Annotated in this window: 21 protein-coding genes and 3 pseudogenes; 8 read left to right on the top strand and 16 right to left on the bottom strand. The window is 59.7% G+C overall.

Translation table 11 applies throughout. From position 1 onward, the window contains the following. Window positions 1-145: 145 nt before the first annotated feature. Window positions 146-1,306, top strand: coding sequence for an IS30 family transposase (locus tag ACH79_RS01010; protein ID WP_161849302.1), 1,161 nt, complete (start codon window positions 146-148; stop codon window positions 1,304-1,306). Window positions 1,307-1,422: 116 nt separating this feature from the next. Beyond that, a pseudogene (locus ACH79_RS01005) lies at window positions 1,423-2,854 on the top strand (IS1182 family transposase). Window positions 2,855-3,050: 196 nt separating this feature from the next. On the opposite strand, the gene ACH79_RS01000 reads toward ACH79_RS01005, so the two are convergent. Beyond that, window positions 3,051-4,436, bottom strand: coding sequence for an FAD-binding oxidoreductase (locus ACH79_RS01000; RefSeq protein WP_161849349.1), 1,386 nt, complete (start codon window positions 4,434-4,436; stop codon window positions 3,051-3,053). A 47-nt stretch (window positions 4,437-4,483) separates the two neighbouring features. Continuing rightward, window positions 4,484-5,476 (bottom strand): MBL fold metallo-hydrolase, encoded by a 993-nt coding sequence (locus ACH79_RS00995; RefSeq protein ID WP_161849348.1) that lies wholly within the window; start codon window positions 5,474-5,476, stop codon window positions 4,484-4,486. A gap of 356 nt (window positions 5,477-5,832) precedes the next feature. On the opposite strand from ACH79_RS00995, the gene ACH79_RS00990 reads away from it, so the two are divergent. Further along, window positions 5,833-9,159, top strand: coding sequence for an AAA family ATPase (locus ACH79_RS00990; RefSeq protein WP_161849347.1), 3,327 nt, complete (start codon window positions 5,833-5,835; stop codon window positions 9,157-9,159). A gap of 129 nt (window positions 9,160-9,288) precedes the next feature. Here ACH79_RS00990 and ACH79_RS00985 read toward each other — a convergent pair whose 3' ends face one another. Then, complete coding sequence (locus tag ACH79_RS00985) at window positions 9,289-12,621, bottom strand: adenylate/guanylate cyclase domain-containing protein (RefSeq protein ID WP_161849346.1); 3,333 nt, start codon at window positions 12,619-12,621, stop codon at window positions 9,289-9,291. Window positions 12,622-13,204: 583 nt separating this feature from the next. Between ACH79_RS00985 and ACH79_RS00980 the strand changes: the two are divergent. After that, window positions 13,205-13,485 (top strand): annotated as a pseudogene (locus ACH79_RS00980) (DNA -binding domain-containing protein). Between the two features lie 189 nt (window positions 13,486-13,674). On the opposite strand, the gene ACH79_RS00975 reads toward ACH79_RS00980, so the two are convergent. The 12 genes and pseudogenes from ACH79_RS00975 to ACH79_RS00915 form a co-directional block, all read right to left on the bottom strand. Beyond that, window positions 13,675-14,061 (bottom strand): DUF1330 domain-containing protein, encoded by a 387-nt coding sequence (locus tag ACH79_RS00975; RefSeq protein ID WP_161849345.1) that lies wholly within the window; start codon window positions 14,059-14,061, stop codon window positions 13,675-13,677. 431 nt (window positions 14,062-14,492) lie between these two features. Then, a complete protein-coding gene (locus ACH79_RS00970) occupies window positions 14,493-14,684 on the bottom strand; it encodes a CsbD family protein (RefSeq protein WP_161849344.1) in 192 nt (63 codons plus the stop codon). Between the two features lie 329 nt (window positions 14,685-15,013). Continuing rightward, window positions 15,014-15,433: a hypothetical protein gene (locus ACH79_RS00965; RefSeq protein WP_161849343.1), complete on the bottom strand. Its 420-nt coding sequence runs from the start codon at window positions 15,431-15,433 to the stop codon at window positions 15,014-15,016. Beyond that, window positions 15,420-15,857, bottom strand: a complete 438-nt coding sequence (locus ACH79_RS00960; RefSeq protein ID WP_161849342.1) for a hypothetical protein — start codon at window positions 15,855-15,857, stop codon at window positions 15,420-15,422. Before ACH79_RS00960 ends, ACH79_RS00965 begins: the two co-directional genes overlap by 14 nt. A gap of 232 nt (window positions 15,858-16,089) precedes the next feature. Beyond that, window positions 16,090-16,275 carry an AlpA family transcriptional regulator gene (locus ACH79_RS00955; RefSeq protein WP_161849341.1) on the bottom strand — a complete coding sequence of 62 codons (186 nt, stop codon included), beginning with the start codon at window positions 16,273-16,275 and terminating at the stop codon, window positions 16,090-16,092. Window positions 16,276-16,740: 465 nt separating this feature from the next. Beyond that, window positions 16,741-16,989 (bottom strand): hypothetical protein, encoded by a 249-nt coding sequence (locus ACH79_RS00950; RefSeq protein ID WP_161849340.1) that lies wholly within the window; start codon window positions 16,987-16,989, stop codon window positions 16,741-16,743. 275 nt (window positions 16,990-17,264) lie between these two features. Then, on the bottom strand, window positions 17,265-17,822 hold the full coding sequence (locus ACH79_RS00945) for a cytochrome P460 family protein (protein ID WP_161849339.1): 558 nt from the start codon (window positions 17,820-17,822) through the stop codon (window positions 17,265-17,267). Window positions 17,823-18,025: 203 nt separating this feature from the next. Next, window positions 18,026-18,184, bottom strand: coding sequence for a hypothetical protein (locus tag ACH79_RS00940; protein WP_202639158.1), 159 nt, complete (start codon window positions 18,182-18,184; stop codon window positions 18,026-18,028). A 240-nt stretch (window positions 18,185-18,424) separates the two neighbouring features. Then, entirely contained in the window at window positions 18,425-18,874 is a 450-nt protein-coding gene (locus ACH79_RS00935; RefSeq protein ID WP_246738382.1) for a hypothetical protein, read from the bottom strand. Between the two features lie 371 nt (window positions 18,875-19,245). Continuing rightward, window positions 19,246-21,227 (bottom strand): annotated as a pseudogene (locus tag ACH79_RS00930) (adenylate/guanylate cyclase domain-containing protein). A 160-nt stretch (window positions 21,228-21,387) separates the two neighbouring features. Beyond that, window positions 21,388-21,816 carry a hypothetical protein gene (locus ACH79_RS00920; protein WP_161849337.1) on the bottom strand — a complete coding sequence of 143 codons (429 nt, stop codon included), beginning with the start codon at window positions 21,814-21,816 and terminating at the stop codon, window positions 21,388-21,390. Window positions 21,817-21,886: 70 nt separating this feature from the next. After that, window positions 21,887-22,516 carry a hypothetical protein gene (locus ACH79_RS00915; RefSeq protein WP_161849336.1) on the bottom strand — a complete coding sequence of 210 codons (630 nt, stop codon included), beginning with the start codon at window positions 22,514-22,516 and terminating at the stop codon, window positions 21,887-21,889. Between the two features lie 95 nt (window positions 22,517-22,611). Between ACH79_RS00915 and ACH79_RS00910 the strand changes: the two genes are divergently transcribed. The 4 genes from ACH79_RS00910 (at window position 22,612) to ACH79_RS00900 (ending at window position 24,586) form a co-directional block, all read left to right on the top strand. Then, a complete protein-coding gene (locus ACH79_RS00910) occupies window positions 22,612-23,223 on the top strand; it encodes a hypothetical protein (RefSeq protein ID WP_246738381.1) in 612 nt (203 codons plus the stop codon). A gap of 61 nt (window positions 23,224-23,284) precedes the next feature. After that, the gene (locus ACH79_RS43650) at window positions 23,285-23,503 is read left to right on the top strand and encodes a hypothetical protein (RefSeq protein ID WP_246738380.1); all 219 of its coding nucleotides are present in this window, start codon (window positions 23,285-23,287) and stop codon (window positions 23,501-23,503) included. A gap of 184 nt (window positions 23,504-23,687) precedes the next feature. Continuing rightward, complete coding sequence (locus tag ACH79_RS00905; protein ID WP_161849335.1) at window positions 23,688-23,870, top strand: hypothetical protein; 183 nt, start codon at window positions 23,688-23,690, stop codon at window positions 23,868-23,870. 539 nt (window positions 23,871-24,409) lie between these two features. Next, window positions 24,410-24,586, top strand: a complete 177-nt coding sequence (locus ACH79_RS00900) for a DUF3606 domain-containing protein (RefSeq protein WP_161849334.1) — start codon at window positions 24,410-24,412, stop codon at window positions 24,584-24,586. A 198-nt stretch (window positions 24,587-24,784) separates the two neighbouring features. On the opposite strand, the gene ACH79_RS43645 is transcribed toward ACH79_RS00900, so the two are convergent. Further along, window positions 24,785-24,985, bottom strand: a complete 201-nt coding sequence (locus ACH79_RS43645; protein ID WP_246738379.1) for a hypothetical protein — start codon at window positions 24,983-24,985, stop codon at window positions 24,785-24,787. Window positions 24,986-25,634 lie beyond the last annotated feature (649 nt).

Raw genomic sequence — 25,634 nt, 5'->3', positions numbered from 1 at the left:
GCCTCAGTTAGCGGTCTCTTTTTGCCATGTCGGCTGTTGGCACCTTTGAGACATGCCCGCCTACCCTGAGAATGTCCGTTCACCGGGGGTGGTCTCAACCGGTCGCCGCAACACTTTATCTTAGAGGGAAAAGATGGAGTGTGGGATGGAACGAAGGTTTCATAGAGGTTTTACTGCGGCAGAGAAGACGGAGTTATGGGATCGCTGGAAGCGTGGGGAGTCGCTGAAGGCGATTGGACGAGCTTTTGGTAAGCAATCATCGTCGATCTATTTTTTGGTAGCTCCGCATGGTGGAATTCGTCCTGCGGAGCGGCGTCGCTCCAGGCTGGCGTTGACGCTCGCGGAACGCGAGGTGATTTCCAGAGGCGTTACGGCACATCAATCAGCACGGTCGATCGCCAAACTGCTTGGCCGCTCACCCTCGACGGTGAGCCGGGAAATGAGTCGCAATGGCGGCTATGATCGCTACCGAGCGACACTTGCGGACGAGAACGCCTGGGCGCGATCTCGTCGTCCAAAATGTTGTAAGTTAGCGACCAATCCGCGGCTTCGGCAGGCGGTGGCAGGGAAGCTCAGATTGGATTGGTCACCCGAGCAGATAGCCGGCTGGCTGAAGAGAACGCATCCTGAAGACGAGTGTAATCAGGTGTCACACGAGACCATCTATCGCAGCCTGTTTGTCCAAGCGCGCGGCGTGCTCAAGAAAGAGCTGCTTAGCCATCTTCGATCGAAGCGCTTGATGCGTCGCTCCAGGCCGGTTGACCCGAATGGCGATAAACGGGGGCATATCAAGGATATCGTCTCAATCCGTCAGCGACCGGCGGCGGTTGAAGATCGGGCGGTGCCTGGTCATTGGGAAGGCGATCTCCTGTCCGGGCCGAACAACACCTACATCGCGACCTTGGTCGAGCGTCATACCCGTTACGTGATGTTGGCCAAGGTGGCAGGCAAGGACACCCAGACAGTGGTCTCCGCGCTCATCAAGCAGGCGAAGAAGCTACCAAAGGAGCTATATAAATCCCTGACCTGGGACCGGGGCAAGGAACTTACGGATCATCGTCGCTTTACGTTGGCGAGCAAAATCGACGTCTATTTTTGCGATCCGCAAAGCCCGTGGCAGCGCGGGTCGAACGAGAACACCAATGGCCTGCTGCGACAATACTTCCCGAAGGGCACCGACTTGTCGGTGCACTCGCAAGCCCATCTGAACAAAGTGGCTCGTCAGCTAAACGAACGACCACGTGAGACCTTGCAATTTGAAACACCAGCAGAGAGATTTAACGCCTGTGTTGCGTCGACCGGTTGAGCCGGCAGGGCTAGACCGGAAGTCGCCGTGGTCCGATCAAACCGACGCGAATGACCCTGGCTGTGTGAAAACGCTGTGCCGCTGTTATGATTCTCCCGTGATTCTAGGGGGAATTGATGAAGCGCTTCGTTGCGGGGGCGGATCGTAGACAGTCGGCGTTATTGCCCGAATGCCTCGACGATTTCATTGACGAGAGCAACCCTGTTCGCGTGATCGACGTGTTTGTCGACACGCTCGATTTGGCCCAGATGAGCTTCGAAGGAATGGCGCCGGCGGCGACGGGTCGGCCGTCGTACCATCCCTCGGTTCTGCTGAAGCTATACATCTATGGCTATCTGAACCGAGTGCAGTCGAGCCGGCGGCTGGAGCGCGAGGCCGGGCGCAATGTCGAGGTCATGTGGCTGTTGGGTCGGCTCGCTCCTGATCACAAGACGCGGACTTCCGCAAAGACAATGGCCTGGCGCTACGCAAGGTATGCGCGCGCTTCGTCGAACTCTGCCGTGAGATCGGCCTTCTCACGACGGCGAGCGTCGCCATCGATGGCAGCAAGTTTAAAGCCGTGAACAACCGGGACAGGAACTTCACACGGGCGAAGGTGGAGCGGCGGCGCGCTCAGCTGGAGGAGAGCGTGGCGTGCTATCTGAGCCAACTTGACACGGCCGACCGACAGGAACCGACCGAGGCGTTGGCGGCAAAGGTGCCAAAGCTCAACGAGAAGCTGACAAAGCCGAAGGAGGAAATGGGCAAGCGAGCTGTCTACGAGAAGCAGATGCTTGCTTCGCCCGATCAGCAGATCTCCCTGACCGATCCCGACAGCCGTTCGATGGCGACGAGCGGTCGCGGTTCCGGCGTTGTCGGCTACAACGTGCAGGTCGCCGTCGATACCGAGCATCATCTGATTGTGACGCACGAGGTGACGAACAGCGGCTCAGATCGGGCACAACTTGCCAATATCGCCCAACAGGCCAACGCTGTTCTAAAGACTGAGACGCTCGAGGCCGTTGCCGACCGCGGTTACTTCAGTAGCCTGGAGATCCTCGCCTGCCACGAGGCCGGCATCACGGTAACTCTGCCCAAGCCGCAGACGTCGGGTGCCAAGTCAGATGGGCGCTTCGGCAAGCAGGACTTCATCTATTTACCGGAGGAGGACGCCTATCGCTGTCCCGCCGGCGAGCGGCTGCTATATCGCTTTACGGGCGAGGAAGATGGTAAGCGGATTAGGCGCTACTGGACCACAGCCTGTCAGAACTGCTCGCTCAAATCCCAGTGCACGACGGGGCCAGAGCGGCGGATTCCGCGATGGGAGCATGAGCATCTGCTCGAAGCCGTGCAGCAGCGCCTTGATGCAAATCCACATGCCATGCGTCAGCGCCGAGAGACAGTCGAGCATCCGTTCGGCACGATGAAGGCCCGCATGGGGGCGACGCAATCCTGACCAAAACGCTTCCGAAAGTAGCCACTGAGATGGCACTCTCGGTTCTGGCCTATAATCTGACACGGGTCATGAACACTGTCGGGATCAGGCCGCTGATCGCTGCGATGGCCTGAGAAACACCCCAGGAATCTGGCTCCAGAGCCAACGCCCCTCCGAAGATGTTTTTACACGGCCAAGACCCGGAGCGGAAGTTGACAGCAAGAGTGGCGGACGCAAATGATGGCCTGAGCGTCCCTTCGTTCCATGAAGCGAAAGAACGCTCCGACAAGACTCTTTGGCGCGATTGAACTGCGCGGCAGACATGATCCTCTACGAGTTGAGTGGCCTGATGTTCTGGTTCATGCAAAAGAAGTTTGTCGGGTCGTACTTGTCTTTCAAAGCAACGAGACGATCGTAATTGTCACCGTAAGTAGCCTTGAGTCTGTTGTCATCTCCATCGTCCATCATGAAGTTCACATAGCAGCCGTCAGCCGAATAAGGATGCACGGCTTCCCAATAGCCTTTGGTCCAGCGGGTGATTTCGCCCGCCTTTTGCGGATTGGGATCGATGCCAGCGATGACCATCGACCAGGTGGCATCGCGCGTGTTCCAGGCGGTGTCGCTCTTGCCGACGCGATGGACGGCACCGTCGATCGGATAAAGGTGCATAAGCGAGAGCGGGCTCGGCAGTTTCTGTGCCTGGCCGATATGGGCGTCAATCGCTTCGTCAGTCAGCTCTTTCACGAAATCGCCGCGCCAGTACCATTGCAGGCCCTTCGGGAAGAACGGATCGAACATGGACTGGAGGGCTGGATAGGGCATTTCCCCCATCCAGTTGAAGAGCGGCGGGGGCAGCGTTCCGAGCAACTTGGCCATGACGGCCTGACCGTCTTCTGTCGGGCCATTGTAGCAAGCGATGATCGCGCAGGCGCGCTTGCCCTGATGCTCCGTCGGGAACGGGTCTACTGGCGGAACGGTCTTCAACCCGACAAAGGCCCCAAGCTCTTCAGGAGCGCCAGGCAAGAAATCCCTGTACGTCTGCATGATAGTCCGGGCATCTTTGATATCCCAGAAGATTGGACCGGCATAGACCATGCTCACCGGATGAGCCTGGAACAGGAAGCTCGTGACAATACCGAAATTACCGCCGCCGCCGCGCAGCCCCCAATAGAGGTCAGCATTCTCCGACTTGTTGGCTGTGACAATGTGACCGTCTGCGAGCACGACATCCGCCTCAAGCAGATTGTCGATGGTGAGGCCGTACTTGCGGGTGAGATATCCGGTGCCGCCGCCGAGCGTGAGGCCGGCAATGCCGGTCGTCGAGACGATGCCAGCCGGCACGGCGAGCCCGTAGATATGCGTGGCATGATCGACATCGCCCTGGGTGCAGCCGGGGCCAACGCGGACGGTACGGGCGGTGGGGTTGACCCGCACGCCTTTCATCATCGACATGTCGATCATCAGCCCGTCATCAACACTGCCAAGGCCCGGCCCGTTGTGGCCGCCTCCGCGGATCGCGACCTTGAGATCGTTCTGCCTTGCAAAATTGACGGCGGCGACAACGTCCGCGACGTCGGTGCATCGCGCTATCATCTCGGGACTCTTATCGATCATCCCGTTGTAGAGGCTGCGCACGGCTTCATAGTCGGCGTCCGTTCGCCTGATGACCGGGCCGCGCATGTTGCCGATGAAGGTTTCAGTGGCCATGGATTGCATGATCTCCTCCTCTTCACACAACTATTCGCCAGTTGGGCTAGGTGGACTTAAGTAGGACTTATGCCGTCCCAACTCCAATCGCTTGAAAGCCAGCTAAACACTGTTCCGGCGCGGACGACATGGCCAATTCCGGGGAACGGGAGATGGTAGGTCGAGACCATCACTTTCTCGCTCGCGCATCGATCGAGGAAGGCTCGGCGTGTCTTCGCGCCTTGGTCGAGATCCAGGTCGAACCCACCGCGCCAGTCGGGGTGCTGGAAAGCGACGGCGCGGTTGCCAACAACGTCTGCAGTGCAGAGAATCTGGTTGGAACCGGACGCGATCTGCACGGAGGTATGCCCCGGCGTGTGCCCAGGTGTGGCTATTGCCGTGATGCCCGGGACCACCTCGCCGTTCGGCTTCATAGTCCGGATGCGATCCTTGATCGCCGCGAGTGTTTTCATGTTCTGGCGGTAAATGTCGCCCCAAACAGCATCACTTGCCAACGGGTGCTGAGGCTGCATCCAGAAGTTCAATTCCGCTTCGCCGATCACATACTCAGCGTTTGGAAACGTCCGCTCGGTGTCGCTTTTGTCGGCGACCCCCCACAGGTGATCCGGATGGGCATGCGTGATCAAGACCGTGTCGACCTCCTCCGGCTTGATCTCGGCGGCCGCGAGGTTCTGAAGTAGACGGCCCGCGGTTGGCTGTGCCTTTCCGCGGGTGCCTGCGTCGATGAGCACAAGGCGATCGCCCGTATTCACCGCCAACACATTCACCTGGAGCGTAGATTTGTCCGTGGGCTGGAAGTCCGACGCTAGGACGGCATCGCGTTCCGCTTTAGGCGCTTCTGGCCAGAGCGCCTCCGCCGGAAAAGCAATCGTACCGTCGCTCATGACCGTGAGTTGGAACCGTCCGAGACTGAATCGGTAGAATCCTGGCACCTGGCTTTTTGAGACTGGTGCGCGAGCCTTGACACCATCACCACTCCACGATCCACCAACGAGCCCGACCATGGCGCTTCCGGTAGCTGCAAGGAAATGACGACGATCAAGCGACATCTTCTCCTCCCTTGAATCGGTGTTCGACCGCGGGACGGCAGAGATCGCAAAAGATATAGGCCGCTCCGCAAGGGCAGTACGGCTTCAACCTACTCGGCTGTTATGCTTTTCAGCTTAGCACTATGGTGCTCGGATTAAACCCGCTTTGACACTCGCTCTGATCAATTCTTCACCAATGCGCCAGCTGATTTTATCCGATCCTGACCCGAACCAGGGGCGGACATTTCTGGACCACGGATGTAATGCCGCCGGGCAGATGTGCCTGCTGCGACCAGCAAGCGCAAACAGCAATCCCCGCGCAGTGCTCCATTCTCTGCTAAACTTCGCAGCGGGGCTGGCCGGCGGAGCGTCGCGGAATGGACGTCGCGCAGTGGCTTCAAGATCTCGGCCTTTCCAACTATGCGGCGTTGTTCCGCGAGCAGGCCATCGATGCGGACGTGCTGCCGTCGCTCACGGACGCCGACTTCGAGAAACTTGGCCTGCCGCTTGGGCACCGAAAAAAGCTGCTAACGGCGATCGCTGCCCTGGAGGTCGCGCCGCCATCCATCGTCGCAATCCGGCGGCCGTCGTACGCGGAACGCCGCCAGCTCACTGTGATGTTCGTCGACCTTGTCGGCTCGACATCCCTTTCCACACGACTTGATCCTGAGGACATGCGGGAGACGCTGACCGCCTACCAGAATACAGTCGCGGGCGAGATCGCACGCTTCGACGGACACCTTGCCAAGTTCATGGGTGACGGCGTGCTGGCCTACTTCGGCTGGCCGCGCGCGCACGAGGATGAGGCTGAGAGGGCGGTGGCAGCCAGCCTCGCGACTGTCGAGGCCGTGGACCGTCTGCGGTCGCCAGACGGCCGCCCGCTTGCCGCGCGGGTTGGGATCGCGACAGGGCTCGTCGTCGTAGGTGATCTCCTGGGCACCGGCGCGGCGCAGGAGGAAGCGGTCGTCGGCGACCCCCCGAACCTCGCCGCCCGCCTGCAGGCCGTAGCCGGGCGCGGCGAAGTCGTCGTCGCGGAGCAAACACGGCGTCTGATCGGCGGGCTATTCGAGCTCGAAGACCTCGGACCATGCGAACTGCGGGGCTTCGCAGAACCGATCAACGCCTGGCGGATCGTCCGCAAGCGCGCTGCGGAGAGCCGTTTCGAGGCACTTCACCCAGCGGGCCTGAGCCCGCTCCTTGGGCGGGAGCAGGAACTGGAACTCCTTCTCGAGCGCTGGCACCTCGCCAGGAACGGCGAGGGTCAGGCGATGCTTCTCGCCGGGGAAGCCGGAATCGGCAAGTCGCGACTCATCGAGGCGCTCCGAGAGCGGATCGCCGACGAGCCGCACACTCGAATCTCTCATCGTGCCTCGCCCTACCACGCCAATACCGTGCTCTGGCCATTCATCGACCAGCTTGAGCGAGCGGCGGCGTTCGAGCGTGACGACACGCCTCCAATGCGGCTTTCCAAGCTCGTATCTTTACTTGCGCAAGGGACTGACGATCTCACCGAAGCCGTGCCGCTCATCGCGGCTCTCCTCGGCATACCGACGGACGATCGATACCCGCCGCTCGACCTCTTGCCGCAGACCCAGAAGCGCAAGACTCTGGAAGTGCTTCTCGCACAGCTCGAGGGCCTGGCCCAACGACGCCCGGTTCTGTCAGTGCTTGAGGATGCGCACTGGTTCGATCCGACATCACTCGAGCTCCTCGGGCTGATCTTGCAGCGGGTTCAGCGCCTGCCGGTACTCCTGATCATCACGTTCCGGCCGGAGATGACGCTGCCTTGGCCGTCCTTCCCGCATGTTACGGCCCTGACGCTCAATCGCCTCGCGCGCCGGGCGGCGGCGGCTCTTGTCGAGCAAACGTCAGGTGGGCGCCGCCTACCTCCAACACTGATGGACGAGATTGTCGCAAAGACCGAAGGCGTTCCGCTCTTCATCGAAGAACTCACCAAGACGGTGCTGGAGTCAGGCATGCTGCGCAACACGCCCGAGGGTCTAGCGCTGATCGCAGCGCGTGGTGCGCTTGTCATTCCGGCGAGTCTGCAGGACTCCCTGATGGCCCGGCTCGATCGCCTGGCGTCGGCCAAGGACTTGCTGCAGGTCGGCGCCGCCATCGGCCGTGAATTCAGCTACGAGCTCCTCGATGCAGTCGCTGCACGAGAACCGGCCGATCTCGACCAGGCGCTCGCCCGGCTTGTGAAGTCGGAGCTCGTCTTTCAGCGCGGCACGCCGCCGGAGGCGATCTATACTTTCAAGCATGCGCTGGTCCAGGATGTCGCCTACGCCTCGCTTCTTAAGAGTCGACGGAGCGAGCTTCACGGTCGGATTGCTGCCGTCCTCGAGGCACGGTTCGCCAATCTTGTCACGCGCCAGCCCGAGCTCCTGGCGCACCATCTCACAGCAGCCGGGCATGCCGATCGGGCGATCGACTTTTGGCTACGGGCGGGACGGCTGGCGGCTGGCCGATCGGCGAACAGGGAAGCGATAAGTCATCTGACCACGGCCCTCGAGATGCTCGGGAGCCGCCCGCCCACCGACGAACAATTACGCCACGAGCTTGAGGTACAGATTGCACTCGGTCCTCCGCTGATGGCAACAAGGGGCTTTGCCGCTCCAGAGGTCGAGACGGCGTACGCAAAAGCGGAACATCTGGCGCGACGGTGCGGACACCATCGCAATCTCGCCAAGGCGTTGCGTGGCCTGTGCTATGTGCATCACGTACGCGCTCACATCCTGCGCGTGAGCGAGCTCTGCTCCGAGCTCGTCGAGCTGGCCGAGCAAGGCGACGATCTCGTAATGCAGGCCGACGCGCACAATGCCTTGGCGTTCAATCTATTCCATCAGGGCGACTACCGATCGGCACGCGAGCACCTGGAGATCAGCAGTGCAAAGATCATGCAGGTCGGCGATCCCGCCAATGCGTTGTCGCGCGGCGTCAATATTCACGTCTTCGGCCGCGCCTATGCCGCTCATGTCGACTGGCATCTTGGGTTCGCGGATTCCGCGCTTCGGGCGGCGCAGGATGCGATCGATCTCGCCCATCGGCTCGTTCATCCGTTTAGCTTGGCAGTGGCGCTCGCCTACGTTGCGATGCTGCACCAGTTCCGTCGCGAGCCGACGGAAGTCCGCGCTCGTGCAGACGCGGCTCGCTCAATCTGCAACGAACATGGGTTCAGCTATTATGGCGCCTGGGCAGCGATCATGAATGGATGGGCTGTCGCCGAGGACGGCGACGTCGAGGATGGTATTGCACGCGTTCGCGTCGGCGTGCGGGACCTGCGGGCCACCGGAGCTGAGCTGCGTTTACCGTACTATTTGGGAATCCTTGCTGACCTTTACCGCCGAGCGCAACGGCTTGACGACGCGATCGTCACACTCGCCGAGGCGCGCGCTGCCGCCGAGCGCAATGAGGAGCATTGGGCCGACGCCGGTCTGCACCTGCTCGAGGGCGATCTCGCTCTGGCAACCCGCGACCAGGCGGAAGCGGAACGCTGCATCCGGCGTGCCATGCAGAGCGCGCAAGTCCAAAATGCCCGCGCACTTCACCTGCGAGGCTGCACAAGGCTCGCGCGGCTTCTGGCGAAGGACGATCGACGAACGGAAGCCTACGATGAACTCGCCAAGATCTACGGCTCGTTCATTGAAGGCTTCGAAACCGTCGATTCCCGCGAAGCCAAAGCGGTGCTTGATGGCATTTGACACATTTGGAAAAATCACGCGAAAGTCGTGTGGCCAAGAAATGGCTTGGATAAGTTCGGCCGGCAGTGTCGACGTGACTCAATTTGACCCGGAGCGGTCTCAGCTAAAAATTCTCCCTCTACATTCACATCACGTTTCTTGTTGGCGACGGGCCCGTTGCAATAACGCGAGGGCCCCAAGCGCAGGACCGATGCCAAGGCGCTCGGCCTCGGCCAGCAGGTCACCAAGCTTGCATGTCGTCTCCTGTCCGGGGGGGCACCGGCCATGTGCAACAACAGCGCGTCCATATCGGACGAAGAAGTTGGCCCAGGGCAACGGTTCTGGCCGCGTAAAATCCTCGAGCGCCGCGCTGTAGCGCTCCGCGCCGTCCCAATCCTGAGAGTCCAGCGAGGCATCGATCGCGTACCGGAAGAACCACAAATGATTGTGGCTGACCGCGCCTTCACGGAGGGCCCTCTCACCTTCCGTCAGCGCCGCTTGACGTTCAAGCGGATCCTTAGTCGTGACCGCAAGGTGGCCGAGGATCCACGGACCCACAAAGCCAATCCCAGTCTCGCGGCTGATCGCCAAGGCCCGGTGCAGCAGGTTCATCGCTTCCGCGCTGCTAGCCTCTGCGCGAGCGACCATGGCAAGATCGTTAAAGCAGACCGCCTCGAACCTTTTGGCACCGAGCTGTCGAGCGAGGACCAGCGCCCGCTCGGCATGCATCTTCACACGCGCAAACTCGCCGGTCGTGCGAAACTTGTTGCACGCCGCGTAATGGGCGATGATTTCCGCACGGTGATGCCCGACCCGCGCCGCCAGTTCGACTGCCATCTGGCTCGTCGCGAGCGCATCGGAGAAATCGTTGAGATACACCTGGGTGTGCGCGACCATGCTGAGGTTGGCTACTTCGATGCGTCCGGCGCCGGACGCGCGCGACAGGTCCACGCACCGGCTGAAGTGCCGATGGGCGCTGGCTATCCGGCCGCGCGCGTATTCGGCATCGCCCAAGCCGCCAAGCGCGCGCGCCTCGATTTCTGGCGAACGGGCTCTTCGGGCCCAGTCGAGCGCCCGCTCATGCTCCTGCAAGCACTCGACAATCCTTCCGAGCGGGAAGCAGAGATTGCCCCGCAGATGATGGATCCGCGCGCGCTCCGCCGCGAGGTCGTCGGTAGCCGCCGCGGTCGCGGCCTTCTCCAGCATCGCAAACGCCTCGTCGAAACGATCCGTCACGCGCAGGTCGGCGGCGAGACCGAGCCAGGCTCGACACCGCTCGATATCAGCATCGGCGACTGCCAAGGCCTGTTCGAAAGCAGCAATCGATTCTGGGATTGAACCGAAGTCGTGGAGGATCTCACCCCGGAGCAGGGATAATGCATTCACATCCGCCCGCTTCCTGGCCAAGGCAACCCCGCGTTCGACGAGACGCAGGGCCCGTTCGGTCCGGTACTCTGCTGCTTGCGCGCGTGCCGCTTGCAGGTAGGCGCGGGGAGCGCCATCGTCATCGCCTCGATCGAGATGCTGTGCGCACAACGTCAGGTCACGGTTCCTGAACCAATCGGCCGCCCGCCGGTGCAACTCGCGGCGGCGGCTCCTGAGCAGCGTGTCGTAGACACCCTCCTGAATCAGCGCGTGGGCGAAAAGAAAATGATCGCCCTGCGGGCGCACCAGGAGATGCCGCACCAGGTCGGCGCAATTCCAGCCGGGCTGGTCGAGCAGGGCTGCCAATGCTTCGGCAGTAAAGCGCTGGCCGAGAACTGAGGCTGCTTGCAGCGCCCGTTTGTCGGCCAACGCAAGCCGATCCAAGCGCGCCTGTACTAAACTCCGGATCGACCCCGGCACGTTGCCCTCGGCGCTTTCCTCGGCATGGCGCAACAGTTGCTCCAGAAACAGCGGATTGCCGTCAGCCCGTTCGACGCAACGTTGGGCGAGTTCGCCTAGTGCATCGAAATAGGCTTCGGCGAGCCCGTTGGCTTCGCTCGGCTGAAGCGGGCCGAGGTCGATCGTCACGATCGGCTGGCCGGCAATCGTCGGGCCCCAGGCCTCATGGAGCGGGTCGCGCTCGAGCCGCGAGGTCATGACCAGAAGTGCCGGACATCCAGCGACCGTCTCGGCGAGGTTCGCTAGATGATCGAGAGTCATCTGATCAGCCCAGTGCAGGTCCTCAATCGCCAGCAGCCGAGGACGACGGCCGCTCGCGCGGGTGACGAGTTCGGCGACGGTCGCCCGCTTGCCGCGGTTGCGGGCGGGATTGTCCATCGCATCATAGAGCGTACGCAGCTCTGTCGATTGTGGCACGTCAAGGAGGTCGTTCAGGTACACCCGCCGCTCGTCAGGAAGCATGCCATCCTCGAGGGCCTTCTCAGCCGCTGCCTCGATCTCTTCATGGCTGCTCTGGCCCGTCAGACCAAGCAGGCTGCGAACCAGCGAGCGGATTGCGTCCTGACCGGAGCCCATTCCGAAGTCGAGCACCAGCCCGCTGTGACAGGCGAAGTTCTTCCGCCCGGCCTCCGCCTGGAACTGCTCAAGTAGGCGGGTTTTGCCGATACCGGCCTCCCCGCGAATGTAGATGGTGCGGCCGTGTCTCGTGTCCTGGCACTCGGCCAGCGCCGCTTCGAGCGCCCGCAGTTCGCGTTGCCGTCCAACAAACGCATGGCGGCCCGAGCGGGCCGGATCGCGAAAGGCGCGCAGTCGCCACGCCCTGACCGGTTTTGCGAGCCCTTTGATGGCCAGCTCCCCGACCTCGGAGCATTCGACCCGTTCGGCGAGCGCCCGGTAGACCGAATCCGAAATGAAGATCTCGCCCGTGGGCGCCTTATCCTTCAGGCGTGAGGCTAGGTTCACGGACTCGCCGGTGACAGTGTATTCAACGTGACGCGCGCTGCCGGTGCCGCTGGCCATAACCTCGCCACTGGCAATGCCGATGTGGACGCCAATAGGGCGACCGAAATCGGCCGCGACCAGGGGCATGCGGCTCCCGATATCGAGAGCTGCCCGGACGCATCGCTCAGGGTCGTTGCCATAGGCGACGGGGGCACCGAAGACAGCCATCACGCAATCGCCGATGTGCTTGTCGACAGTCCCGCCGTGATCGACGACGCTTGCGTCGGCAAGATCGAAGAAGCTTCCGAGGAGGGCGTGGACTTCCTCAGCGTCCAGTTCGTCGGCGAGCTTCGTGTAGCCGGCGATGTCAGCGAACAGGACTGTCACCTGCCGCCGCTCGGCCTCCGGCAACGGCGAAGCCACCCGCAATTTCGAGGCCGGCGCGCCCGCATCAGGAGAAAGCGTCGGCGCGGCGCCACTACGCAGCGCTACGATCGCGGCAAGCAGCTTGCGGCGGTGGCCGACCGAGGTGACGCCAACCCCGATCAGATCGTCGGCCGTCAGGTCGGCAAGGACCTCGGCATCAATGTCGTTCTCGCGGAACGCCTGTTCGTATTGCCCCAGCCCCAGACCGTGCAGCCAAGCCGCAACATTCATGGGCGCCTCCTGGCCGGATTCCTCCGCAGAGCACCAAGACCTTCAGTCTACCCCAAAGTTTCACGACAGGCGCTGGGAAATGTCAGCGCACCCGAGGGCGTGAACGTGTAGCCGAGGGCATCTAGATAGGCGATAGCGGCCCCGGGCTGAAACGGTTTTTGACCAAGTGCTATTCAGCGCTTCGGGTGAAAGTGTTTCGAGTGCAGATTGAGTCCCGCGCATCAGAGGTAACACTTATCGAATATTTGTAACCGTCCTGACAGCCAATGCTCCAGTTATCGACCCCGGATTCAGTGCCACCGTAGCTCCGTTCGCTGTTATCGACGAAGGCGAAAGCTCGGCAACTGTGCCGGGCGAACGCAAGTATACTATCGGAAGGAAGCAACATTTTGAATGCAATGTCCAACAGCCGTCCGGTTTCGTCGATAAGGTCGATAAGTGCTGTTGGCACTTTTCTGACCTAACGGCTCGAACCAGCGACATCCCTTCACTGGAGCAAAGCGGCCTTCGCCGGCGTGGGTCATCAATATGCCAAGGAGTCAGAAGCAAAGTTGGTCAATCAGCACCAAATGCGAGAACGCCCATGCAGACACCGCCGGTTGATCCCAATGTCGCCGATATTGCGCCCTCTGGTAACGCGTTGACCTCTTACGACAAGGAGCACCTCGTCACGTATATCTGCGCCTGCTCGATGCGCATGCGGAAGGTGCGGACTGGCGCGAGGTCGCACGAGTGGTGCTGCATCTCGATCCGGAACATGAATGTGATCGGGTCCGGAAGGCGTTCGACAGCCAATTATCGCGCGCCAAATGGATGGCGGAGCACGGTTATCGTCACCTATTGCGTGGTGGCGCATCGGCCTAAAGCGACCCTGCCATTTCGCCACTAAATTATCGGTTAGGGCCTTGGTGACTTGGCGGGTGCTGCGACCAAGGTCAGCTTCTGACCCAAAGAGACGTGCAGCAAAGCTGCGGTAACTCAAACGCCTCTGTGCGATGAAGAAGGCCTCCATCTAAGGCGGCCTTCAATCTTGCAGGCCGATTGTTCGGCTAGCTATTGCGGTAGCGCCTCGACGGCGAAGCTGCGGAACTTCGCGAGTTTGTTGCGCAGTGGCAGGAGCTCTTTGAACGCCGCCGAATCGCGATAAGCTTTGATTTTTTCAACACTGTCCCACTGTTGGATAACAATGCGCGGTTTCGGCGGCTCTCCTTCGATGGTTGTGGTTTTGCCTCCAGCGGCGAGGAACTTGCCGCCAGCCGCTTTGATAGCGGCCTGAGCCTTCGGGACGTAGTCCTTCAGGTAGGTCTCCATGTCCGAGGGCTCGATTTCAACGACTTGATATACGGGTGGCGTAGCCTGGGCATGGAGTCCCTGAACCGCGATTGCACCGAGCCCGAAGCCCGCAAGCATCGCCAATGTCACCGAATAGTGCGTTTTCATGACGTTACTCCCTGATCATTGCAAGAGTTTCTGGTCGTTGGCGCGCACGACCAGCGATTGCGAATGCAAAAAGCACCGGCAAAAAAGGAGCGTCGGTCTACTGAAGTGAGGCACCTGCCTAAACGAGGACTTCGGCACGTCCCGCTGGCAGCTCGCGGACTAACCCAATGTCCGTCTAGTAAGCGTACAACATAAGCCGGGTTATCGAAAGGGTACAGGACTGCAAAGTGGGATTCCGGCTCTCGTTGTCCCGGTCGCATAGGAAACAACGTGCGCGAGGTTGCCGCTTGCATAGGCCGGGCAGCCAAGCGGACTTCGCCTACACCATTTCGACCAGCGGAGGGGATTCGCGATGCCGCAGCTCAACCAGAGCGCCCAGTAGCAAAGAAAAGGCCGCCCGGAGGCGGCTAGTTCTTCGTTATCCCGATCGCTTATTCTTTAAGGGCGTCAGCGGCGTCCCGTGCTGCATCCTTCACATCTCCTGCGGCGTTGTGGACGGAACCCTTGGCCTTATCGATCTTGCCTTCGGTCTCCAAGTCCTTGTCACCGCTGAGCTTGCCGGCACCTTCTTTGATGGCGCCTTTTGCCTTGTCGGCAGCGCCCTTCACATGTTCGCGATCCATGATCGTGTTCCTTTGCTGTCTGGGATATGGGACAACGAAAGAGTTGCGCAGTAGTTCCTACGAGAACATGCGGTGGTCTTGCACACGAGACTTCTTAGTTTGGCCCTTCGGAGACCTCCAGCGACGTCCGCTATTGTACCGCTGTCGGCGGACAAGCTGGACGTCAGGAGTGCGCGCCAAGGTCATTTTCGATAGGCAGCACCAAGATCAGCATGGGTCACGTCACGACCGCGCTTCCTCCGCACGACAGCGAGCTTCTCGCAGAGTGACTGTCGCACACTATCCCGCCAATTTCGACGACATGAAGTCAACTTCAAACGCCGCGCGCATCATTGATTACGCGGCCAGTGTGGTTTGCCGAAAGCGAAGCCGGGCGGCAAATGGATTGCAGACAGAGGATTCTCGATGCGCCCGGGCCTGAAGCTGGTCCGCTCGATAACGATCTCGCGAGTCTCAAGCATCGGCCTGATGATAAGCTCGCGGCCGTAATAGTTGTATCGCTCCGGCGGGATCGGGATTGCCTTGCCATCTGCGCCGATGGTCGCTTCAATTACTTCTTCGCGTGCGGCCTCCGTCTGATACTTCATCCGTTCGGTGTCGGGCGGGCTGGCAGGGTACTTAACGACCCAGCACGGCCGCTTCTCGCGCCGTTCACTTGGGAGGCGATCCGGGTGCTTGCGATGCGCGACGTCGATGTTGCACACCGGCTCGAAGCTCGGAACATGTTGTCCGGCTTCATTTGATCGCATTCACTTCCGCGTTGATAGCGTCAAGGCGGGTGAGCACATCCGCGAGCGCGGCGGCGTGTTGATCGTATTCCGCGAGAAGCCGAGCGCCGTCGATCTCAATCGCATGACGCGCAGCCTCGACACGCTGGCGGAAACGTTCGGATTCGGCCTGCCCTTCAGCTTCCGCTTCGACTGCTAGCGCTTCGGCATGCGCTTTTTCGAGGTCGGCAACACGAGCCTCGGCGCGGTCGGCGGCGCGACGTTGTGCCTGGTACTCGGCCTCAGCCTTGATGTGCTCGGCATCACTCATGATCGAGAGACCAGCCAGTGCGGCCCCGCGCTCGGCAACGGCGGCGGTGTGCTCAGCGCGCGCCTTTTCGATCTCGGCGGCGATGGCCAAGGAAGTGGGAGTCTTCTTTCCGAAGATGTGATTCAGGAGTTTCATTGTTGCTTAGCCTTCGTAAATGGTGCGGGGCGGGGGCGGTGATCAGCATAGTTCGCGAGAGCTTCGCCGATGCAGAGCCAGCGATGGTAAGTCGTGTGCTCAACGTGCGCCGCGAATATTAGATTGTGCGTCATGCCATTCCGCGCACGGAACTGTTCATCAGCGAGTGCTCGGCGGGCCGATGCGAGGTCGGTGGTCGCAACCTTAAGGTCTGCGAGGTGTCTGGCGCGGCTCATTGGGCGGCTCCGACCTTGTGTTGCGCAAGCCATGCATCAAATGCGGCTACGCTGTAGCGGCAAGAACCACCGACCTTCACGAACTCAGGGCCAATCCCACATTCGGCATAGTTTTTGAGCGTATTCGGCGAGAAGCCGCCGCGCGATGCGATCTTTCGTCGGGAGAGAAAAGCTTCAGACATTTCGACCTCTAGCAAAAGTCACAGCGGGGTTCGGCCGCCGAAGCGCCCCGCTGCACTTCTTGCTTTTGCTTTGTCAGAGCGATGGTGACGCGAGCAATGTGCGCAATCTGCTCAAAGGCGTCAGGCCCGTTTCAGTAGCCCTTAAGGCCGTGTACCGTCGCTGAGGCGAGAGGCTGCGTCCGATTTGAGCTCATTAGAAATCAACCTCGCGGCGGCGCAGATATGTCGCGAAGGGCCATGAGTGGAAAACCGTTCCGAAGAAGTGCGCGTAGTCGCTATATTCCCGTCACATTAAGCCCATCCCTCACACGCCGCCGCACTTCGCCGCAGCGTATGCACCGGCCGACGGCTAGTCGTCCGATCGGACCAGCGCAAATGAAGAAGCCCGCTTCGCAGCGGGCTTTTGATCAGATGGAAACGAGGGCGTCACTGCTGGTCAGGTACCGACGGCCAACGCGCAGACAACTACCCTTTCGACTTTTTTTGAAGAGCACGATCAAAAAAATCGCGGGCTATCGCGTCTAAGGCTGCCGTGATCTCCTCGCTAGGCTCAGGCGTGGTGACAGAGTTTTCTTCGAGACGTTCGGCCTCGCGAATGTAATCCAGGGATAATTCGCGCAAGCGCTGAAGTTCAGAGTCATTAGGTAATGGTGCAATTTCAGCCAAAAGCTGTTGCGCACGCGCGCGCGCGTGTTCGCTTCGAGAGCCATCCATGACAGCCTCTGACGGCTTAACATTTGTTAGTTTCTGATCAGTTCCTCTTATTCGAAGGAGAGGAAGGCCTTTGAGATCGGCTCGCCGATCAAAAAGCCAAACGCGCGCCGCAATTTGAGGTTCCTGACCTAGCGGCGATTTCAACCTCTTTATGCGGCGACACTTTACGCCGCAGCGTATGCCCCGGCCGATGGCTAGTCGTCCGATCACACCACCCAAATGAAGAAGCCCGCTGCGAAGCGGGCTTTTTTTGATCAGATGAAAACAGGGGTGACTCACCTCTTTCCGTACTCCGTGAAAACGTAGTCGCGGTTCTGCACGATCGTGTGGCACCCGAGCCCGCACTTCGCGTCGTTTTCCTGCGGCGGACTACTCGCAACAGTGGCGGGCTTAAACGTATCGGATGGCGCGTCATAGTCGAACGCGGCCCATCCCCATCCGCCGCTGTCCGCGAACCTCTTGCTGTCCTTCACCATGAAACCAACGTCATGCTGCGCCCCTGGCACCTTTGGCTGACCGGGCCAGGTTTCTTGTACTTTCGGGTTCCAATGAATTTTCGCCATCTTGGCGCCGTCTGGGAAAGGCTTGCCATTGCCGGGCACGCCTTGCTTATAGGCGTCGATGATTACCGGATTCCCTACGGTCACAGCGATCTTACCTCCGTTCTCACTGATCGCGATCACTGCCCAGTCCTCGTATCCCCTGAACTCAGAGAACGCGAGCCCATTCGGCACTTGAACAGTGTACTTGTCCTGCGCGGAAATCGCGACACCAGCCGCCAGAACGGCGATCGATGCCGAAATACTGAGACTAATCAGCGTGCTTTTTTTCATTGTCGCATCTCCTAACCCCGTTGTTGGAAATTGCGTCGCACTGTTTTCTTCAAGGCTTGGGGCTTCGTTGCCCGCTGCTCACGAAGAACATGATTACAGCATGGATTTGCGCGTTGCGAAATGGGGGCGGATGCATGGTGCAGTGTTTCTGAACCGTGACGATGCCCGCCGCTATGGATCACGAGCGGTAATGCTGCACCCGATCATAGCGCGAACCACCGATGCGACGGCCGACCACCGGACGGCGTCGAAGCGAACCGCTGCTCGATCTGCTTGGACTCGAGAAGTTGTTGCGTGATGTCGTTGAGGCGACGCAGGTCGAACTCGCCGTTGACCATTTTCTTCAGCGCCGAACTGGTCACGCCCGCCGACCCAGCTTCCTTGATCCATCGGCTGACCTTCAGGTACTCGGCCTGCTTTTCGTTGAGAGCCAGGAGCGTTGCGTTTGACCGGACTCTCGTGATTGACTCCCAAACCGGCCACGAAATTGGACTTGCCGGAACTTCTTCGAATCCACGCCCTAAATCGCTGCGGCCGCGCTTTGGATGGTGCGCTGTTGCGGTGTGTTTTCGTTATCGTGGCGCAATCGACGTGAGTCATGCTCAGCCAACACAGCAGCGCGTTCGTCGGCGCATGCGGAGTAGCTTCTGCTCGACGCCGATGTCGATCAGTGCGGCCCACGTCTGCGGAATATTCATTCGCAGCTTGAGCGCGAGGGCCGTGAGTTCGCCAGCAAGGTCGGCGGGTAGCGCTTCGAGCGAGGGGACCGGGCAAAAACCAAACCCAAGCGTTGCCAGCGCAGCTTCAAGGCTTTCGAGGCCGGGTCGGTTTTTTCGACGCCACGCCTTCGTGGTGGCCCGGCGGACCCCGCTTCGCTCTTCTAGTGAGTCATACGTCATGCGTGGTCGCGCCATTTCTGCCAAGACGAGCTTCACATGCGGCCCGACATGCTCGGGCATTGTAACGGTGCGCAGGTTTTTGCGGCGCTTCCGTGCGGGCGCTGAAAATAGCGCTGTGCGGAAGTCCAACGGATAAAGCGGGCTTGCGGACATTGGGAGGAATCCTGATGCAATTGAATTGCCTTCAGGATCGGACGAAGAGCTATTGCGCTACAGCCCATTGCAATCGCCCTTGCTAATGGCTCCGCATCGCGGCCACGAGACGATCCGAGAACAAAAAGTCACTTTTGCAAATTTGTATCTACCGGAGGCGGGGGTCGCGCGTCACCCGCAAGGGGGGCGGCCCCGGAAGGACCCAAAGGGTTATAGATCTGCAAGATGTCCTGAACTGGCGTCGGATGCGCAAAGAGCTAGACCTCATCCGACGTCCGCTTATCAGCCAACAGGGGCGCAATGGCAGCTGGTGCGCGAGGTCGCAATGGGCGAGATGCGGAACTTCGCGGCTTGCCACTAAGCAAGTAGCTCTATTGCTCCCGCACGCCGACCTTCCTGAGTCCATCGAGAATGTCATCGAACTCTCGGCGAAACTGCGGATTACTCGTGAGTGCATAACCGAAATCACGATACCATTGGATCGTGAAGTCTGGTCGGATCTTGTTCAATTCGGTTAAGCTCAGCTGTGCCTGCTCTAACTGCCCGGTCGCTGCGTAAGCCGAGACCAGACCTATATAGGCGAACCAGAACGTGCTGTTCATATTGGTCGTCCGCCTGCATTCTTCGATTGCTTCTTGATATTCGTGCAGGTGCAGGTGTGCATGGCAGAGAGTCCAACGCCAAGCGACAGTAGAAGGATCCCTCGGGCTGAGCCGGAGGGCTAGCTGCGTCACGGATAGGGCTTCGCGTGCCCGCCCGACGAGGATTAGTGCATCTCCTTTACCTGAGTAGGCGGCCGGGAAGTTCGGATTGATTTCAAGCGCAGCGTCGTATTGATGCAGCGCCTCTTCAGGGTTACCAAATCGAAGAGTGTCTCCCTTGACGACGTGAGCCATTGCATTTGCCGGGCTTTTCGAAAGGGCTCTGTCGATCAGATTGATTGCTGTCTTTTTGTCTTCCGTCACGGACACAGGCCATCCGGAGAGCAAATTGATAGGGGGGCTCAGATACCATGCTTTCCCGATCATTGCATCGACGTTGTCCGGGTCGAGGCGCAGCGCATTGTCCAATAGCTCCCTTGCTTGCGCAATTGTCGTCTTCGATCGGGGCTCATAGGACTTTGCCCAGCCGCGCATGGCGAAGTCCACGGCATCCGGATTCTTCGATTGGTCCGTTTCGCTGCGGCGGCTTTCAGCTTGGATAAGTTCAATATTGAGCGAGCGGGCGAGCCGTGCTGTGATCTGGTCCTGCAAGACGGCGACTTTCGTGCGATCACTGTCGAAACGATCGGACCAGATGTCACGACCACTCGCGACATCTGTAAGCGACACGTTGACCCGGACCTGATCTCCGGCGCGCCGCACCGCGCCCTGTACGGCCCAGCGGATACCCAGCTCCTTGCCGAGAGACTTCAGATCGACCTGCCTATTCTTATAGGTAAAAGCCGTCCCGCGACCGATGACAAATGCGTTGCGCATTCGCGCGAGATCTGTCGTTAGGTCGGTCGTAATGCTGTCGGCGAAATAGTCCTGCTCCGGATCGTTGTTAAGGTTCGCAAAGGGCAGGACGACTAGAGACAAGCGAGGAGCGATATCGGGCCGGGCCGCTGCCTCTCGCTGTGTCTTTTGTCCGTCCGGAAAAACGTCAGTGCGGACGGGCTTCAAGACGACGAGGCCGCCCGCCACCGCGCCGACGACTGCAATTGAGGCAAGCGCGCCGCCGACAGGCGTCAAACGTGTTCGGATCCGACCCGTGGAACGACGAGGGGTTGAAAGCGCGCCTTGTCTTACGCGTTCAGTCTGGATGGCCAGGTCAGGTCCATCCCTGCCACGGAATAAGCCCGCACCGGGCGGTCGATATTCTTGAGGGTCCGCTCGCCCAGATCAGCGAGGTCAACGCCGACCTTGCCGTGGACTTGATCGTAGGCAGAAGCCGAGATGCAGATGCCGCCCGGTTCTGCGATACCTTCCAGCCGCGCCGCAATGTTAACGCCGTCTCCAAAGATGTCGTGGGGTTCGACTACATCGCCAATATTGATGCCCACACGGAAAGCAATGCGCCTATCTTCAGCATCTTCGATTGTCAGTTCGTCAACGCGGGTCTGGAACTGTACAGCCCCTCGAACCGCTTCCACTGCACTTGGAAACTCTGCCAACAACCCGTCGCCGGTATTCTTCACGATGCGACCGCCGTGTTCGGCGATTGCCGGGTGGACAGCCTCCATTAGGAGAGCTGTCAGTTTGGCATGCGTTGCCTCTTCGTCGCGATGCATGAGCCGCGAGTAGCCAGCCACGTCGGCGGCCATTATCGCCGACAACCTACGCTCGACCCGGACTGGCCGCTCTTGCACCATGGCATGCAATCCAACCAAGAGGGAACTTTACGGTGGATCAGAGGGGAATGCCAAGTGAAGGAATGTCCACCAGGTTGATGTCTGTTCTTGGCCCATCGCGTCAGTTCGCTGCGATGCGGAATTTGATCGCTACCGGGGCATAGCGGACTCTCGCGAGCCGTCAGCTCGGTCGATTTAGGGGGTCCCGGCCCAGGTCGTCAAAGAACGCAGCGATCGTTTCCAGCGCCGGTGAAAATACGTTTGCGAACTTCAGGCGGCCTGCCGCCTCCAGACCGATCTTGACGAAAGCGGCGCGCGACGGCATCCGCTCAACTTCAAGGCTCGCCAGCGGCCCCAGCCGTTCTTCCAGCCACACCCGGGGGGCGGCCGCGCCACCGGCCAGGACGCGGGGGAGATAGCAGCCGGTGTACCGCTTCTGACCGGGTCCTGTCTTCTGGTAGGTGAACTTTCGGATGGGAGAGGAGTCGGTGGAATCTCTAATAAGAGACTCTATAGAGAAACCACCGACTCCTCGGGCGTCCCATTCGGTCATTTTGAATGCCTTCATGGCATCCTGAACATTTGTCAGGAGCACGCCCTCCGCCGCCATGTCCGCGACGCCCCCCGGAGCTACGTCTCCCCACCGCGCAACCCCATGAACCGGGATCGGCAATGGCACGTCACACAAAACATCCAGCCAACACGGCTCGGCGGGCCTGTGGGGGCGCAATCGACCAACCGCCTGAAGTAGTTCCCCCACAGTGATCCGCCACCAATCGGTTCGGGATGGCGGTCCACCGGGGTCGCAATGACAGTGTCATCAGCAAGCAGGATACCGCCCGGATGTCGATCGAAAAAAACCCTTCGCCACTGGAGATCGGCCGACCGGCGAATACCGACGCTGTGGCCTCTACATCGGACCATTTGGGGGCGGGACGCCCTATCACGATCAGGCCGGCAACGTCTTGCATATCATTCATACCGGCCAGCGCACCAAAGTGCCGCGCGACAACATTGGCTGGAAGCAGTTCCGCGATCTTCTCAAGCAACCCTTTGTAGGTGATGACTCCGATCCGGGCAGGCGTAGCCAACGCCGCCTGGAGCCGGATGAACCGGAAAATGTTTCCCACGTTTCGCGGCTTGGGGACGCTCCATAAACCGAGCTTCCCCATGCGATGCGGGAGGGCTGGTGCTACCAGCATGTCCAAGCAATTGCCGTCGCGGTTGACCAGTACGCCGAAGCTCCATTCGGTAATCGAGATTACTTCCTCAACAAGCCCTACAGCATTGGTGGTGGCAGAAAAGATCACGCCCCCTGATTGGTTCGGCATTCCCAAGAAGTGGGCAAGAATGCTCGCCGTGGCCCTCCAAGCGCGGCGGGCATTTTCTTTTATGAGTTTGCGTTGTGTCGAAGCGTATTTCTATGCCGGGGTTCATCAAGCCCCAACTCGCCACGTTGAAGTCCAAGGCACCAACTGGCGATCAATGGCTGCATGAGATCAAGTACGACGGCTACCGCGTCCAGGTTCATGCCAACCGTGGTCGGAAGAAGGTCTACACCCGCAACGGGCTAGATTGGACCAAGCGGTTCTCGACCATTGCAGCCGCTCTCGACGTACCCGGTGAGGCAATCATCGACGGCGAGGTAGTCGTTATCCACGAAGGGCGAACCAACTTCTCTGAACTGCAAGCAGAGTTAGCAGCGGGCAGACAGGACCGGCTGGTCTATTACGCGTTCGACCTGCTGTGGCGCCATGGTGACCTCCGCAAGCTGCCGCAGATCGAACGCAAGCAGGCGCTGCTGGACCTGCTCGGTGAAAACGGCGTCGCACTTCCCGTCCTGTACTCCGAACACCTCGTCGGAGACGGCCAACAGATGTTTGAACATGCTGCCAAGCTGAACTGGGAAGGTATCATCAAAGCGGGCAGACGCTCCCTACCGATCCGAGCGCAACGAGAACTGGCTCAAGATCAAGGCCGTCCACAAAGGCAAGTTTCCGGTCGTCGGGTTCATTAAAGACCCTACTGGTGTCGCTGCGCTCTATCTCGGCAAGCAGGAAGGCAACGACCTTGTCTACATGGGCAAGGTCGGTACCGGCTGGTCTAGGACTGTCTCCAGCCAGATCAGGAAGCAACTGGATGCGGTGGTCAGCCCGAAGTCCAAACTGACGCGGCCCGTCAGGAAGCCGAAAGCAACGTGGGTCGAACCGCAGTTCGATGCCGATATCGAGTACCGCGACATCACGTCGGAGGGTTTGCTACGGACTAGCTCATTCAAGGGGCTGTCTCGGAGGTAAGCGGCCTAACGTCACAAATCGGTGAAGCTGTTTCATTCTCAGCTTCTCATGAAATCTGCGCCGACATATCCGGTTCCGACGAAACAAGCGACATCTGCACGACACCACTTATCATGGCAACGGCAAAATCCTGAAACGTGGCTGGTCCATGATCGCCGCATTCACGAACACGGAGGATGCCATCATGCGCAAGCTGATCTTCTCAACGGGCACCATCGGTATAGCTTTTGCTGTTGCAGCATTACTTGCGTGGTCGCATTCGGTTACGCCGTTGCAAGCGACCACTGCCTCATCGTCGATCAACCCCACCGAGATGATGGCGGCTTACAAGGTTCCGCTCCCAATCGAAGGATGGGACGCCATCTAAGTTTCTCGCTCCCCTCGTCCAGTCCAGTTTCCTCCCAAGACTGGCCCCGGTCCTGTGCCGGGGCTTTTTTTGCAACGTGGAATACCGCGATATCAGAGATGGGCTCGGCTAGTGGACTGTCCGCCCATCGCCTTGCCGTGAGCATCCAGCCGGTCGCAGAAGACGCACTTCAACTCGGTCGTCCGCTGTGGCTATGCATCGGGACCATACGCTTTCCGCAGTGCAAACAACCTGTCACCGAGTCCATGGGTGTACTCCACACAGGTTCCAAACGTTCCAAACATAGGAACTGAAGGTTTGTTCTGAAGTTGAATTGCATTGCCAAGGGGAACCAAAATGCTGAAAGCGATAGACCGAGTGATGTACGCTTACACGATGATCGTGAACCTCACCCCTGATGAGGTCCAAGCAACACGCCAACGATTGGCCGCGCATCTGGCTGGCATAGTTGCTGACGAAAAGGCGCTTGCGGTTGAAGGGATGCGGTATCTGCGAGGGCCAGACCGTGTTGCGCGACGGCGAACGACGGGGAAGACGCTATGACAGACAGTCTCACCAAAAGAGACCAGCCTGACCGCAGCAAAATCAATATGAACCAGGACTATGAGGTTCACTACTGGACCAAGCACCTGAACGTCTCGAAGGAAGAATTGCAGAAGGCTATCGACAAGGTCGGTAATTCAGCCGCCGCTGTCCGTAAGGAATTGGCGGTGTGACTGAAGGCGTGGGGTATGCTCGCGATCTTTGGAGCGAGGCCCCCACGCTTTTTGTTACTCGCGAACCATATCGAGCAGTCGCTCGGGAGGGAAAGGCTTTCGCAAGAACGCTGTACCGATCGGCATAGGATTCACGTCTTTGCCGGACATGATGACAATGTTCATATGCGGGTGTCGGCGGCGGGCGTAGTGGGCGAGTTAAGCACCTGACATCTTGCCCGCTAGGTTGTGGTCAGTGATGAGCGCCTGCAATTCGGTTCCAGTTGACGCGATGATCAGTTCGGCAGATTCGGCGGTCGTGCATTCGATCACCTCGAACCCTTCATCCTTTAATACATCGGCCAGTACCTCGCGCTGCAACGCATCGTCTTCTACCAACAGGGTCACGAAGTTCGACATGCGCACCTCCAATCACGTCATCCACCTCCATTCACGTCAATCGGAAGGACGGACTTTGGTTCACTAGCCACCCGCGATGTGCCTGCCCAACCATTTTGTTCCTCTGTTACTTTGTGCGCAGACGGCGCGGGCGGATGCTGGTCTGCTGTCCGCATTATCGATCCTAGAAGTATACTTGCGATCAGCCCGGCATTGCGTGTCGGGTTTTTCGTTATCCTAGTTCGTGCTTTCGTAATCGACACGCGGGTCAACCTCGTTGTCTGGTCGCCCCTCGCTCTAGGAACATGGTAACTGCGGAGCCGTTCTCCCCGCATGACCGATAGTGAATTGATAGAGCAGTCCTTCGAGAATTGCCTGGAGTGTTCTTGAGAAATCCGGTGAACTCCGGGACGCGAATTGGTCTGCAAACTTTTTGCTTGATGAAATCATCAGCATGGTGAAGCGCGGAGAAAGGCGCAGGCTCGTTCTTTCCAACTGCGCAATCGACGCTTACCGACACCAGCCGATTAAACTCGTCTCATGACCGACCCTGACTGCAAGGTCTGTTTCGGCATAGGCTGGGTCTGCGAGAACCATCCCCACCGTGCATGGGCGGAAGACTTGGGATGTCAGTGTGGGGCAGGTATGCCGTGTGCATGTGTTCGCGCTG

It is taken from the genome of Bradyrhizobium sp. CCBAU 051011 (assembly GCF_009930815.1).
Lineage (GTDB): Bacteria > Pseudomonadota > Alphaproteobacteria > Rhizobiales > Xanthobacteraceae > Bradyrhizobium.
This window is presented reverse-complemented; position numbering and strand designations above follow the sequence as displayed.

What these genes read in the sequence shown, in the direction of transcription:
- ACH79_RS01010 (WP_161849302.1), top strand. Translation starts at nt 146, where the DNA reads ATGGAACGAAGGTTTCATAGAGGTTTTACTGCGGCAGAGAAGACGGAG.
- ACH79_RS01000 (WP_161849349.1), bottom strand. Translation starts at nt 4,436, where the DNA reads ATGCAATCCATGGCCACTGAAACCTTCATCGGCAACATGCGCGGCCCG.
- ACH79_RS00995 (WP_161849348.1), bottom strand. Translation starts at nt 5,476, where the DNA reads ATGTCGCTTGATCGTCGTCATTTCCTTGCAGCTACCGGAAGCGCCATG.
- ACH79_RS00990 (WP_161849347.1), top strand. Translation starts at nt 5,833, where the DNA reads ATGGACGTCGCGCAGTGGCTTCAAGATCTCGGCCTTTCCAACTATGCG.
- ACH79_RS00985 (WP_161849346.1), bottom strand. Translation starts at nt 12,621, where the DNA reads ATGAATGTTGCGGCTTGGCTGCACGGTCTGGGGCTGGGGCAATACGAA.
- ACH79_RS00975 (WP_161849345.1), bottom strand. Translation starts at nt 14,061, where the DNA reads ATGAAAACGCACTATTCGGTGACATTGGCGATGCTTGCGGGCTTCGGG.
- ACH79_RS00970 (WP_161849344.1), bottom strand. Translation starts at nt 14,684, where the DNA reads ATGGATCGCGAACATGTGAAGGGCGCTGCCGACAAGGCAAAAGGCGCC.
- ACH79_RS00965 (WP_161849343.1), bottom strand. Translation starts at nt 15,433, where the DNA reads ATGCGATCAAATGAAGCCGGACAACATGTTCCGAGCTTCGAGCCGGTG.
- ACH79_RS00960 (WP_161849342.1), bottom strand. Translation starts at nt 15,857, where the DNA reads ATGAAACTCCTGAATCACATCTTCGGAAAGAAGACTCCCACTTCCTTG.
- ACH79_RS00955 (WP_161849341.1), bottom strand. Translation starts at nt 16,275, where the DNA reads ATGTCTGAAGCTTTTCTCTCCCGACGAAAGATCGCATCGCGCGGCGGC.
- ACH79_RS00950 (WP_161849340.1), bottom strand. Translation starts at nt 16,989, where the DNA reads ATGGATGGCTCTCGAAGCGAACACGCGCGCGCGCGTGCGCAACAGCTT.
- ACH79_RS00945 (WP_161849339.1), bottom strand. Translation starts at nt 17,822, where the DNA reads ATGAAAAAAAGCACGCTGATTAGTCTCAGTATTTCGGCATCGATCGCC.
- ACH79_RS00935 (WP_246738382.1), bottom strand. Translation starts at nt 18,874, where the DNA reads ATGTCCGCAAGCCCGCTTTATCCGTTGGACTTCCGCACAGCGCTATTT.
- ACH79_RS00920 (WP_161849337.1), bottom strand. Translation starts at nt 21,816, where the DNA reads ATGGCGGCGGAGGGCGTGCTCCTGACAAATGTTCAGGATGCCATGAAG.
- ACH79_RS43650 (WP_246738380.1), top strand. Translation starts at nt 23,285, where the DNA reads ATGGGCAAGGTCGGTACCGGCTGGTCTAGGACTGTCTCCAGCCAGATC.
- ACH79_RS00905 (WP_161849335.1), top strand. Translation starts at nt 23,688, where the DNA reads ATGCGCAAGCTGATCTTCTCAACGGGCACCATCGGTATAGCTTTTGCT.
- ACH79_RS00900 (WP_161849334.1), top strand. Translation starts at nt 24,410, where the DNA reads ATGACAGACAGTCTCACCAAAAGAGACCAGCCTGACCGCAGCAAAATC.
- ACH79_RS43645 (WP_246738379.1), bottom strand. Translation starts at nt 24,985, where the DNA reads ATGTCGAACTTCGTGACCCTGTTGGTAGAAGACGATGCGTTGCAGCGC.